Source organism: Rhodopseudomonas sp. BAL398, assembly GCF_033001325.1.
In the GTDB taxonomy this organism is placed as follows: domain Bacteria; phylum Pseudomonadota; class Alphaproteobacteria; order Rhizobiales; family Xanthobacteraceae; genus JARJEH01.
This window is the reverse complement of record NZ_CP133111.1, coordinates 5384345-5396763: the sequence shown is the minus strand read 5'-3', so window position 1 is coordinate 5396763 and position 12419 is coordinate 5384345. Positions and strand designations below refer to the sequence as shown.

The window sequence follows — 12419 nt, the reverse complement described above, 5'->3', positions numbered from 1 at the left end:
AGGCCGCCCCGCTCGGGCGGCCTTCTTTTTGGCGTTTGCATCGGGATTTGCTAGGCAACGCCCTGGTCTGACGACAACGAATCGAGACGACTCACCCATCCAATGCTCTGCGAGGAACTGTGGAATGCGCGCGCTCATCTTCAGTCTGCTGTTGCTGGTTCCCGCGGCCGATGCCGCACTGGCGCAGGCAAAGCCCCCCGCACAGCCCGGGACGGACATCCGCTATTTCACCTCGATCGACGGTTTCATGGACGGCAATGCGGACGTCATCCTGAAGGAAACCCGGCAGGGCGACACCGTCACTTCCGCGGTGATCGACGTCTGCTATCCCGCCGACAAGGCCTCCGACCGCCGGGACCGTTTTGTCGCCGATCTGGCGCCGCGCGGCCAGACCATGACCGGAACCACCCAGAGCCTTGGCGACAAGCTCCCGGTCTCGGTCACGCTGACGCGCAAGCAAACCGGGGAAACCTACAAATTCACCGGCAAGGTCAAGATCGGCTCCACCGTCACCGAGATCGTCTCGCGCGACAATTCCGACCTCAGCGAGCAGGAATACCGGGACAACCAGTCGACCGATGACAGCATCACCGCGGCGCCGGAGGATTTCACCGAGGTCTCGCCGGAGGCGGTCGGCGTCAAGGTGAAGCTGGACTCGGCGCTGGATTTCCTCAAAAGCCTCAAGGGCCAGAACATCGAGGTCGCACTCAGCAGCCTCAATGCCGGCTGCGACGCGCTGCGTGCCGGCGAGCAGACCATCACGCTTTCGGTCGACCCGACGCGCGCGGCGGCCTTCATTGCCAATGCCAGGACCCAGCCGGGCGTCGTCAAGGCCGGCTGGACCACCGGCATTTTCGACATGGATCGCAGCATCCGCTTCGCCGCGGCCAATTGGCGCGACGGTGACAGGCTGAACCGGGACAAGCTGTCTGGCGCGATCGCGGCCGTGCTGTCGAAGACGCTGGCGGCGAAATTGTCCGCAGAGACGTGGAGCGACACCACCGGCAAGCTGACGCTGATTTTCAAGCGCCCGAGCCCCTTGCTGCCCGCGCTGGGGCTCACCGAGACCCTCGAAGTCACCGCGCTGGTCGGCCCCGACAAGCCCGGAGCGACCGATCGGCTGATGCTGTGGGTCGGCGCCCCGGCAATCTCGACCGCCGACGAGACGCCGGGCGCCAAGCTTAACCTGAATGACGATACCGGCGCCGACGAAGAGGGCGAGCCGGAGGATACCGGCGGCTCGCTCGCCGCGCTGGCCAAGGCGTTTTCGGCACAGCGCTGGGATTCGGACAAAGCCGCATGGAAATAGGGCGCGAGCGACTCTGAGCCGAGGCGATCGAGGGCGGAACTCGCCGAACCGGCGATTTGACATGGCGTTGCGTTGCGGCAATGAAGCGCTTCCCTCTGACTGCAGGACATCTCATTGAATGGCGCGCTTTGACGCAGTGGTGATCGGCGCCGGCCTCGGCGGCTTGACGGCGGGCGCCATCCTGGCCCGCGAGGGGCGCAAGGTCGTGGTGATCGAGCGCAGCAATTCGGTCGGAGGCGCCGCGTCGAGCTACAAGGCCGGCGACCTGTTCGTCGAAAGCTCGCTGCACCTGACCAGCGACCCGCATCATGGCGACGATCCCAAACACGCCCCGCTGACCCGCGCCGGCGTGCTCGACGCGGTCAAATGGATTCCGGCCGGCGCGCTCTATCAGGCTCGCGGCGGACCGTTGACACAGCCCTTCGTGCTTCCCGCCAATTTCGCCTCGGCGCGTAGCGCGCTCATCGAACGGTTTCCGCAAGCGCGCGACGGCATCGAACAGGCGCTCGACGAGATGCAACGGATCGCCGCGACCGAGACCGCGCTCACCGATCAGGATCTGTCGCTGTCGGACAGATTCGATCAGCTGTTCGGCGACAATGAAGCCGTCAAATGCGCGCTGGCCGCCAATCTGTCCTATTATCACGATGACCCCAAGACGTTGCGGTGGGCGAGCTTCGCCGCGGCGCAGGGCATCTTTCTGCGCGGCGGCGCCTGCTTCATCCAGGGCGGCTCGCAGCGGCTGTCGAGCGCGCTGGCGCGCGCCATCCGAAAGGCGGGCGGCGAGGTGTTGCTGCGCCGGACCGTCAGCGCCATCGCGCTGAATGCCGACGGCGAAGCCCGCCACATCACCCACACCGCGCGAGATGGCAGCGATCCGCAGACCATCGAGGGCGCGCGGATCATCGGCAACGCCGCGCCAGAGACGCTCGCGACGCTGCTGCCGGAAGCCGACGCGACGCGCTTGACCGACAGCTACGCGCAGCTGACACCGTCGATCTCGCTGTTCGCCCTGACGCTGGGCCTGTCGACGCAGCCGCGCAGCTTCGGCATCGACAGCTATGCGACGCAATTGCTGCCGGACTGGATGACGACGCTCGCGGACTACGCGCAGGGCAAGTCGCTGATGGCCGAGGAGCCTGGCGGGCGGATGCCGCCGCTGGCGATCGTCGATTACGCGGCGATCGACTCCGGCGTGCCGGCGCCGCCTTATGTTTTGTCCGTGGTGGGGCCGGATCGTCTGTCGAACTGGAGCGAGCTTGCGCCCGAGGCCTATCGCGCCAAGCGCGCGCGTTGGCAGCAGGCCATCGTCGACTACCTCGACGCGCAATATCCTGGGCTCGCCGCGGCGGTGACGGCCTCGTCATTCAACACGGCACTATCGGTGCAGCAATATCTCAACGCGCCGCAGGGCGCGGTCTACGGCTTCGCGCCGATCGTGCCGAAGCCGAACGGACCGCAACCCAGCCGCTCGCCGCGCACGGTGCTGCCGGGATTGTATCTGGCCTCGGCCTATGCGGGCCTTGGCGGCTATACGGGCGTGGTGCAGTCGGCCGCGGTCTGCGCCGACATGATGCTGCGCGACGCCTGAGCGCAGATATCGGATCAGTTGGTATTGAGCCGGAACCGCAGCGTCTGGGCGCCGACGAACGAGATCAGATCGCCCTGCCGGGTCCAGGTGGTGGCTTCGCTCAGCGCGGCGACCAGCGCATCGTCGGCCTGCACCTTGTCCGGCGGGCAGCCACGGTCCTCGATCGCCCCCGGCAGAAACACCACGGTGTTGCCGGCGATCGAGAACTGCCCCTTGCCGCCCTTGCACCACAGCTCCACCCGGGTCTCGCCATTCTGCCCGATCTCCAGGCTCGGCAGCCGCTTCGAGCCCGGCTGGCGCGCCGCGTCCAGGGTCATTTCCAGCCCGAACGGAAACTCCTCAGCGGCATGGGCCGGCCCGACGCCCGGCAGCGCCATCACGATGGCGGCAAACAAGGCGGCGGATTTCAGATCGGTTGCAGATGTCATCTTGCCTCGAAGTCTCGATGAAGGTTCGCGTTTCTAGCCGCCGGCCATGGCCTTGACCAGACGGCCGGCCGCGCCCTGAGACATGCCAGCCGCTCACAAATGCGCGAATTGCCAAAGCTTAAGAAACCCACGATTCCCACCATGCTAGGCTGCGGCAATGCCTGGCCATGGCGCTGCGGGTCTTTGCCCGCAGTCTTGAGCTGCGGTTCTCGATGTCCCTTGGGCCGCGCGCCCTTCCCGGAGACGGCAATCAGTGAGCAACATCCGATCCACGCTGGCGACCGTATGGCGGATCGCCGCGCCCTATTTCCGTTCCGATGACCGGCGAATGGCCTGGCTGCTGCTCTCGGCGGTGGTGGGCATCGAACTGGCGGTGGTCGGGCTGACAGTCTTGTTCAACCGCTGGAACAACGTGTTCTACAATGCGCTGCAAGAGCGCAATTACGACGTCTTCAAATATCAGATCGGTTATTTCTGCGTGCTGGCGACGATCTGGATCGCGCTGAAAGTCTACCAGCTCTATCTCAACCAGTGGCTGCAGATCCGCTGGCGCCGCTTCATGACCGAACACTATCTCGGCGGCTGGCTGCACGACGCCAACCACTACCAGATGCAATTGCTGGGCGACGCCGCCGACAACCCCGACCAGCGCATTGCCGAGGACACCCAGATGTTCGTCCAGCAGACGCTGGGGCTGGGCGTCGGCTTGCTCAGCGCGATCGTCACCCTGGCATCCTTCGTCGTCATCCTGTGGGGGCTGTCCGACGAGGCGCCGTTGCATCTGTTCGGCAGGGACATCCCGATCCCCGGCTATCTGGTGTGGGGGGCGCTGATCTACGCCACGATCGGCACCGCACTGACCCATTGGATCGGCCGGCCGCTGGTCGGGCTGAACTTCCAGCAGCAGCGGCTCGAGGCCGATTTCCGCTTCAACCTGGTGCGCGCGCGGGAAAATTCCGAACAGATCGCGCTGCTGCGCGGCGAGACGGCCGAACGCGGCCGGCTGTCGGAGCGTTTCGGGCGGGTATTCGACAATTGGCTCGGCATCATGACCCGAAACAAGAAGATCACCGCCTTCACCGCCAGCTATTCGCAGGCCTCGATCATTTTTCCCTACATTCTGGTGGCGCCCGCCTATTTCGCCCAGCGCGTCCAGCTCGGCGGCATGATGCAGACCGCCTCGGCCTTCAACAGCGTGCAGGACGCGCTGTCGTTCTTCATCTCCGCCTATCGCACGCTGGCGGAATGGCAGGCCGTGGTGGCGCGGCTCGACGGTTTCGAAACCGCGATCGACAAGGCCGCCGTGAGAAAATCCGAGGCCGACATCATCCAGGTCGCGCCCACAGGGAGCGGCGCGATCGACCTCACCAATTTGATCGTCCATCTTCCCGGCGGGCGTCAATTGGTCAGCGCCGCGGATTTCCAGTTCCGCGGCAATGAGCGCACCTTGATCACCGGCCCGTCCGGCTCGGGAAAATCCACTTTGTTCCGGGCGATTGCCGGGATCTGGCCGTTCGCGTCGGGATCGATCGCAATTCCCTCAGGCGCCACGCTGATGATGCTGCCACAGCGACCTTATTTTCCGGTCGGCGCGTTGCACGCCGCGATCGCCTATCCGGCGGAGGAAGCGGATTTTTCCGCACGGCGCGTGACCGAGGTGTTGACTGACGTCGGGCTGCCCGCATTGGCGCCGCGGCTGGACGAACACGCCCACTGGAATCGGATGTTGTCGCTCGGCGAACAGCAGCGCCTTGGCCTCGCCCGCGCACTGCTGCATCAACCGCAATTCCTGTTTCTGGATGAGGCCACAGCCTCGTTGGACGAACCGTCGGAAGCCGCGCTGTACCGGCTGCTGGAACGCAAGCTGCCGGCCACCACCATCGTCTCGATCGGCCATCGCTCGACCCTGGAGGCGTTCCATCAACGCGACGTCCGCCTCGGCCGCGACGGCGACGGGTTCGCCCTGCAGGACCGGGTCGAGGAAGCCACCCCAAGCGCCTGACCGCCGAAACCACCCCGGCCCGCGCGGCGTTGGATCGCCTTGCAATCATAGCGCTGCAAGCCGGAAAGCCCCCGCGGGAATTGTGAGGCATCGTGTCCCGGGCGCGATGCGGCGCCCAGGGCCGCGTCGGAGAACCGGACCCCGGTCGGACGCCGCAAGTAACCGGGACCGGCTCTACCGCGCACACGCTGCAAGTGTGGCAGAGAGCACTGCGTCTGGAGAACCGCATTTGTCGCCACCAGCTTTATGGAAGCCGATCACCGCCAGGCTCGGGTTTGACGACCTCACAAACAAAAAGGGCGGCAGATTGCTCTGCCGCCCTTTGCGTAGAAGAGGAAGTGTTACTTCAGGTTCGACACCATGGTCAGGTCAGCCGACAGCTTGGCGACGAAGCGCGCGCCGCACCAGCCCGAAGTCACGCCGTTCGAGGTGAAGTCGCTGGTGATCGCCTGGCAGCCAGCCTTCGACAGGTCGCTGTCCGAATATCGCAGGTCGAGGGTGAACACCTTGTAGGTCAGGCCGATACCGACGTTCCAGGTGTTGTAATCCGGCAGCGCGGTGAAGGCATAGAAGCCATCGGTGGTGCCCAGCCACTGACGACCGAACTCACCCGACACATAGGAGCCGATGCCGCTGGTGCCGAAGAAGGTGCTGGGCATCACGACCTTGGCGGTGCCCGACAGGTAGGTGCCTTCGGTACCGAACTTCAGGAAGTCAGGCGAATAGTTGACGTTGACGCCGACCGAGAACACGTCGTTGAAGGCGTAGCCGACCTTGCCATAGACTTCGTAGAAGCTGACGTCCTTCTTCATGACGTTGCCGTTGGCAATGGCGCTGGAGCCGAGCGGGCACAGAACGCCGCCGCCCTGAACGGTGTCGATGCACTCGCCACCCGGATAGCCGTAGTACCAGAAGCCAACGTCGAAGGAGAGCGGACCGAAGGTCGGGCGGATACCGACATAGCCGTCGAGCTCAGCCGCGGCGCGGTTGGTGAAGGAAATGCTCGACGCCGACACGCCAGCATAGAGCTGCAGGTTCGGGTTGATGTTGTAGCGCGGCTCGAAATAGGCGGTGACCGACGGCTTGTGGTTGGACTGCGCGATGCCGCGGAAGATGTACTCGCTGGAGATCGAGCTGCCGAAGGCGATATCCCAGGGATCGAACGGCGCGACCACCGGGGGCGCCTTGTAATACTTGGCCGGCAAATCAGCAGCCTGAGCCGAACCAACCCCGATCGCGAGCACCGCTGCGACTGACAACAAAGTTTTATTCATGACGATCCCCATCGATTGAATGCCAGTCCGATCCGATTGCCTTGAGGCGAGAACGATACCGACTGCCGCTACATCCCGTAAACTTGATCCCAATCTGCGGGGAAGTGCGCGAACCGTGAAGCGAAAAACACAAGCAAGTGCCTAGTTAATGAGCAATATGAGCTTTTGGGGTGATAGTAGTTTCTGGGTGTTGCATTCCAAGCACACCTTCTGCGAGATATTCCGAACTATTATGTCCAGGACCGATCAATAGACACACCTGTTGGGTCATCTAGGGATGGCCGACGAATGTGCTTTCCGTCTCTGCCGCAGGCGAATCGCCCATCGAGGGACGCGGCGGCGGCGCGCGCCCCCCCTCTGTTGCGGCCGAATCTCTTCTACCCGGGCGAGGCCTGTTGCAACCAGAGCACAGTCTGAGTGGGGACCGCCGACGGCGCGCAACCAAGATCCGCGGACAAGGGAATCGGCCAGCAAGCGACAAGCAAAAGGCCGCGGCGATGCCGCGGCCTTTGACCAGCAGCGCTGCCGGCACGGCAGCGCATCAGAACTATCTATGATCCCGAGACGGCGCGGTTTCCCTTTCCACATCGTCTTCGTCCGAACTCGCCGGATAGGGATCGGATGATGATGGGTCGGCGGGGGACGGATCCACCGCAGAGGCCTCCTCTTGCGACTCGTCCTCTTGTGAGTCGTCCTCTTGTGAGTCGTCTTCGTGGGAGTCGTCGTCTTGCGAGGCGCCTCCTTCTGAGTCGGCGTCGGGAGACCAGCGGTCAGTCGACGCGTCCTCGGCCGACAAATCCATCGCGGAGGTCTCCGCTGGGGACGGATCGTCAGCGAGCGGTTCTGCTGGAGAAGATGGAGTCGCAGCGGGCTGCGCAGATTCCCAGCGCGCGCCGTCTTCCACCGGCGCCGGTACCGGCTTCTTCGGCCTCGGCTTCCTCGGCGCGGCGGGCTTTGCGGCCACCGGCGCGGGCGACGGTGATGCCTCGGTCATGGCGGCGACATCCTGCGCGCCGGTCGGCATCGTCGAGCTTGCCGTTTTGGCGGATTTCCGCGGCGCTGTCTGCTTCGGCTCTGCCTTCTTCGCGGCTTTCTTCGCGACCTTCTTGACGGTCTTTGTGGCGGTCGGAGCCTTGGCCTTTGCGGCCGTCTTCACCGACTTCTTCTTCGCCGACGTCTTCGCGGTCTTGGCCTTCGCGGCCTTTGGCGGTGATTTCTTGGCGGTCTTCTTGACGGCCTTCTTGGCAGTCTTCCCTGCCGACTTCGTCACGACCTTCTTGGTTGTTTTCTTGGTTGTTTTCTTGGCTGTTTTCTTCGTTGTCTTCTTGGCGGGGGTCTTGGCCGCCTTCTTCACAGCTTTCTTGGCGGATTTTTTCGCGGCCTTCTTCGTCGTCTTGGTGGCGGCCTTCTTGGCTAACAGCAGCTTCTTGGCCTTCTTGGATTTCTTATCCTTCTTGCCCTTTTTGTCTTTAGCCATCGTGGTCCTCCTGTTGCATGGATCGCTTTCAGCAAGCGGTCAGCACGGGCCCCGATCGATCAGTTCAACCCCGGCCGGGAACCGCCCGTCGCCCAATCGAGAAGTTCAATCGTGTGCACCACAGGGACCGACGTTCCGCTGGCGATCTGCACCATGCAGCCGATATTTCCCGCAGCGATCATGTCCGGCTTGAGCGTCGCGATGTTGGCAACCTTCCGATCGCGCAATCTGCCCGCAATGTCAGGCTGGAGAATATTGTAGGTGCCCGCCGAACCACAACACAAATGACTCTCTGGTACATCTTTCACCACGAATCCGCAGTTGGAAAGCAATTCTTTGGGAAGCTGCGTGATTTTCTGTCCGTGCTGCAGCGAGCAAGCGGAGTGATACGCGATGACGATATCATCGCGTGGCTGCGGCACAGTCATTTCCAGGCCGCCGACATATTCGCTGATGTCCTTGGCCAATGCTGACACCTTGGCGGCGGGGCCTGCGAATTGTGCGTCCTCGCGCAGCATGAAGCCGTAGTCCTTGATCACCGTGCCGCAGCCGGATGTCGTCACCAGGATGGCATCGAGTCCGCCTCGCTCGGCTTCCTTGAGCCACGCGGTGATGTTGGCGCGCGCGAATTCCAGCGTCCGGGTGTCGCGTCCCAGATGATGGATCAGCGCGCCGCAGCATTGCTCCTCCGCCACCAGCACGACCTCGATGCCGTGCCGCGTCAGCAAATTGATCGCCGCGCGATTGATCCGCGGCGCCAGCACCTGCTGGGCGCAGCCATGCAGCAGCGCGACCCGGCCGCGACGCGCCCCAAGCGCGGGAAACACGGTGCCGGAGGACGGCCCCTCGGGCGGCAGATGGGCCGGCGCCAGCGCCAGCATCGCCTTGATTCGGTTCAGCAAAGTCGGCGTCGCCTGACTCCGGGCGGAGGGCAGCAACCCGGCTAAGGGGCGCACGACGCGCGCCATCACCATGCCGAGGCGAAACATCCCCGGATGCGGCATCAGCCAGGCCAGCAGCGCACGGATACCGCGATCGGCGAGCGGCCTTTTGTAGTCGCGCTCAATCCGGACCCGCGCCTGATCGACCAGATGCATGTAGTTCACGCCCGACGGACAGGTGGTCATGCAGGCGAGGCAGGACAGGCAGCGGTCGATATGTTTCACCACCTCAGCGGTCGGCGGCGCGTCCTTCTCCAGCATCTCCTTGATCAGGTAGATTCGCCCGCGCGGGCTGTCGAGTTCGTCGCCGAGCAGCACATAGGTCGGGCACGTTGCGGTGCAGAAGCCGCAATGCACGCAGGCGCGCAGGATCTGATCGGCGACGGCGATGTCGGGATCGGCGAGTTGGGCAAGGCTGAATTCGGTCTTCATGTGGCGGGTCCTCGCGCCATTCGGCCGCGATTGAGAATGTTTTTGGGGTCGAAGCTGTGCTTGACCCGCTGCCCGAGCGCGGCGAGGCCGCTCGCCTGCGGATGAAACACGTCCACCGCGCGGCGCATGTCGTCGGCGGCCCGGATCAGCGTGGCATGGCCGCCGATCGCATTGACGCGCTGACGTAGCGCCTTGGCATTGGCATCGCCGGATGGCGGCAGCGCCACCCAGATCAATCCGCCGCCCCAATCATAAAACACCTCACCCTGGCTCTCCCGCGCCAGCGCCTGGCCGAAGGCGCCGCCGGCAGCCGGCGGACAGACGATCCGCCACACCGGCCACAGCGCGCGCGGGCCGCTGGCCGCATAGGGCGCGACGTCGCGGATCGCCGCCCAGGCCGCGGCGGAGTCCGCATCCTCGATGAGGTCGGCCGGCCCATATGATCCCAGCAAGGCGCGCAGCGATTCGGCGCGATGCGCGACCGACTGGGTGATGCCTTCGAGCCGCAACAGCGTCAGCGCCTGATCCGGCGCGCCGATCTCGCCGAGCGGCGCCTGCGTGGTGCGCAGCGCCGAGCCCGGCAGATGCGCGGCGCCGGAGACGTCGAACGGCGAGCCAAGCGCCGCCGTCATCGCCTTGTTGGCGGCAACGTCGTCGAGCCCGCGCAAAACCAAGGTGCGCTCGCTTTCCGGCCGCGGCGTCACCTTCAGCGTCACCTCGGTCATCACCGCCAAGGTGCCCCAGGAGCCCGCCAGCAGCTTGCAGAGGTCATAGCCGGTGACGTTCTTGACCACCCGGCCGCCGGCCTTGAAGCTCTCGCCGAAGCCCGACACCGCATGCGCCCCGAGCAGGTGATCGCGGGCGCCGCCGGCCTTGATCCGGCGCGGACCGGCCAGGCCAGCGCCGATCATGCCGCCGATCGTGCCGCGCTGCGCCGGCGTGCCGAGCAGCACGCTGGTCTCCATCGGCTCGAAGGCAAATTGCTGGTTCTTGGAATCGATCAGCGACAGCACGTCGGCCAGAGGCGCGCCGGCCTGCACGGTGATGATCAATTCGTTGGGCTCATAGGCCGTCACCGCATTCAGCGCCGACAGATCCAGCAGCGCGTTGGTGGCCATCGGCTGCCCGATCAGCCGCTTGGAGCCATGGCCGACGATCTCCAACGGCTGCTCGTTCGCGATCGCCGCGCGCACCACGTCCTCGACCTCCTGGGCGTCTCGTACTTTCAGGGTGTCCACGATCAGCACTTCTTTGGGGGGAAGGCGCCGACGAAGTCCCTCCCCCTTGTGGGGAGGGTCGGCCGAGCGAAGCGGAGGCCGGGGTGGGGGTGCCGCGAGGACAGTGCTTGCGGCCCCCCACCCGACCCGGCTTCGCTGCGCTCATCCGGGCCACCCTCCCCACAAGGGGGAGGGAAAAGGCCGCCCGCTTTGACTGAATTCAGATCCATCCGCCTAAAACCTCGGAATGTCTGGGAACGCGAGCTTGCCGCCATGGACGTGCATGCGGCCAAGTTCGGCGCAATTATGCAGGGTCGGAAACACCTTGCCGGGATTGAGCAGGCCGCCCGCGTCGAACGCGCATTTCAGCCGCTGCTGCTGGCCGAGATCGATCTCGGAAAACATCTGCGGCATCAGATCGCGTTTCTCGATGCCGACGCCATGTTCGCCGGTCAGCACGCCGCCGACCTCGACGCAGAGCCGCAGGATGTCGGCGCCGAAGGCTTCGGCGGCGTCCATTTCGCCGGGCTTGTTGGCGTCGTACAGGATCAGCGGGTGCAGATTGCCGTCGCCGGCGTGGAACACATTGGCGACGCCGAGGCCGTATTTGGCCGACATCTCCTTGATCCGCCGCAGCACCAGCGGCAATTGCGCGCGCGGGATGGTGCCGTCCATGCACAGATAGTCCGGCGAGATCCGTCCCACCGCCGGGAACGCCGCCTTGCGGCCAGACCAGAACAGCAGCCGCTGTTTCTCCGAGGTCGAGATCTGGCAGGTGGTTGAGCCGCAGCCCAGCGCGATCGCCTCGACGCGGCTGATCAGCTCGTCAACCTCGACCGATGGGCCGTCGAGCTCGATGATCAGCAGCGCCTCGACGTCGAGCGGATAGCCGGCATGGACGAAGGCCTCGGCGGCGTGGATCGCCGGTCGGTCCATCATCTCCATGCCGCCCGGAATGATTCCGGCGCTGATGATGTCCGCGACGCATTTGCCGGCCTGTTCGACTTCGGCAAAGCCGACCATCAAGGCCCGCGCGGTCTCCGGCTTCTGCAGGATCCGCACCGTGACCTCGGTGATGACGCCGAGCAGTCCCTCGGAGCCGGTGATGATGCCCATCAGATCGTAGCCCGAGGTTTCCGCCGCCTTGCCGCCGACCCGGATCACCTCGCCGGTGATCAGCACGATTTCGCAGCCCAGCACATTGTTGGTGGTCATGCCGTATTTCAGGCAGTGCACGCCGCCGGAATTCTCCGCGATATTGCCGCCGATCGAACAGGCGATCTGCGATGACGGGTCCGGCGCGTAGTAGAAGCCGGCATGATCGACCGCCTGGCTGATCGCCAGATTGGTGACGCCGGGCTCGGTCACCACGCAGCGATTGTCGAAATCGATCTCGCGGATCCGCTTGAATTTACCCAGGCCCAGCAGCACGCCGTCGGCCAGCGGCAGCGCGCCGCCGGACAGCGAGGTGCCGGAGCCGCGCGGCACCACCTTGATGCCGTTGTCATGACAATAGCGCAGAACCTTTGAGACCTGCGCGGTGGTGTCCGGCAGCACGACGACCATCGGCGGCTGCCGATAGGCCATCAGCCCATCGGATTCATAGGGCACCATTTCGGCGGCGCTGGAAATCACGCCCTCCCCCGGCACGATCTGGCGCAAGGCGGCGATGATGTCATCGCGGCGGGCAAGCACCGCCTGGTCCGGTTCGGGCATCAAGATGGTCATCGGACATCCTCCTGCGCTGG

At 64.8% G+C, this 12419-nt stretch carries 9 protein-coding genes; 3 read left to right on the top strand and 6 right to left on the bottom strand.

The features are described 5' to 3' along the window. Positions 1–124 precede the first annotated feature (124 nt). Together RBJ75_RS25385 and RBJ75_RS25380 are read left to right on the top strand one after the other, a co-directional pair. Positions 125–1309 (top strand): hypothetical protein, encoded by a 1185-nt coding sequence (locus tag RBJ75_RS25385; protein ID WP_044413042.1) that lies wholly within the window; start codon positions 125–127, stop codon positions 1307–1309. 118 nt (positions 1310–1427) lie between these two features. Continuing rightward, on the top strand, positions 1428–2900 hold the full coding sequence (locus RBJ75_RS25380; RefSeq protein ID WP_044413040.1) for a phytoene desaturase family protein: 1473 nt from the start codon (positions 1428–1430) through the stop codon (positions 2898–2900). A 14-nt stretch (positions 2901–2914) separates the two neighbouring features. Here the strand turns inward: RBJ75_RS25380 and RBJ75_RS25375 are convergent, their stop codons facing one another. Then, positions 2915–3328 (bottom strand): META domain-containing protein, encoded by a 414-nt coding sequence (locus tag RBJ75_RS25375; protein ID WP_044413038.1) that lies wholly within the window; start codon positions 3326–3328, stop codon positions 2915–2917. A gap of 253 nt (positions 3329–3581) precedes the next feature. On the opposite strand from RBJ75_RS25375, the gene RBJ75_RS25370 reads away from it, so the two are divergent. Next, positions 3582–5330 carry an ABC transporter ATP-binding protein/permease gene (locus RBJ75_RS25370; protein ID WP_044413035.1) on the top strand — a complete coding sequence of 583 codons (1749 nt, stop codon included), beginning with the start codon at positions 3582–3584 and terminating at the stop codon, positions 5328–5330. Between the two features lie 341 nt (positions 5331–5671). On the opposite strand, the gene RBJ75_RS25365 is transcribed toward RBJ75_RS25370, so the two are convergent. The 5 genes from RBJ75_RS25365 to RBJ75_RS25345 form a co-directional block, all read right to left on the bottom strand. Then, positions 5672–6604, bottom strand: coding sequence for a TorF family putative porin (locus RBJ75_RS25365; RefSeq protein ID WP_044413047.1), 933 nt, complete (start codon positions 6602–6604; stop codon positions 5672–5674). 547 nt (positions 6605–7151) lie between these two features. Next, on the bottom strand, positions 7152–8081 hold the full coding sequence (locus tag RBJ75_RS25360) for a hypothetical protein (RefSeq protein ID WP_052628959.1): 930 nt from the start codon (positions 8079–8081) through the stop codon (positions 7152–7154). Between the two features lie 59 nt (positions 8082–8140). Continuing rightward, a complete protein-coding gene (gene glcF / locus RBJ75_RS25355) occupies positions 8141–9454 on the bottom strand; it encodes a glycolate oxidase subunit GlcF (protein WP_044413033.1) in 1314 nt (437 codons plus the stop codon). Beyond that, positions 9451–10692, bottom strand: coding sequence for an FAD-binding protein (locus RBJ75_RS25350; RefSeq protein WP_044413045.1), 1242 nt, complete (start codon positions 10690–10692; stop codon positions 9451–9453). Before RBJ75_RS25350 ends, glcF begins: the two co-directional genes overlap by 4 nt. A 213-nt stretch (positions 10693–10905) precedes the next feature. Next, a complete protein-coding gene (locus tag RBJ75_RS25345; protein ID WP_044417184.1) occupies positions 10906–12399 on the bottom strand; it encodes an FAD-linked oxidase C-terminal domain-containing protein in 1494 nt (497 codons plus the stop codon). Positions 12400–12419 lie beyond the last annotated feature (20 nt).

What these genes read in the sequence shown, in the direction of transcription:
- RBJ75_RS25385 (WP_044413042.1), top strand. Translation starts at nt 125, where the DNA reads ATGCGCGCGCTCATCTTCAGTCTGCTGTTGCTGGTTCCCGCGGCCGAT.
- RBJ75_RS25380 (WP_044413040.1), top strand. Translation starts at nt 1,428, where the DNA reads ATGGCGCGCTTTGACGCAGTGGTGATCGGCGCCGGCCTCGGCGGCTTG.
- RBJ75_RS25375 (WP_044413038.1), bottom strand. Translation starts at nt 3,328, where the DNA reads ATGACATCTGCAACCGATCTGAAATCCGCCGCCTTGTTTGCCGCCATC.
- RBJ75_RS25365 (WP_044413047.1), bottom strand. Translation starts at nt 6,604, where the DNA reads ATGAATAAAACTTTGTTGTCAGTCGCAGCGGTGCTCGCGATCGGGGTT.
- RBJ75_RS25360 (WP_052628959.1), bottom strand. Translation starts at nt 8,081, where the DNA reads ATGGCTAAAGACAAAAAGGGCAAGAAGGATAAGAAATCCAAGAAGGCC.
- glcF (WP_044413033.1), bottom strand. Translation starts at nt 9,454, where the DNA reads ATGAAGACCGAATTCAGCCTTGCCCAACTCGCCGATCCCGACATCGCC.
- RBJ75_RS25345 (WP_044417184.1), bottom strand. Translation starts at nt 12,399, where the DNA reads ATGACCATCTTGATGCCCGAACCGGACCAGGCGGTGCTTGCCCGCCGC.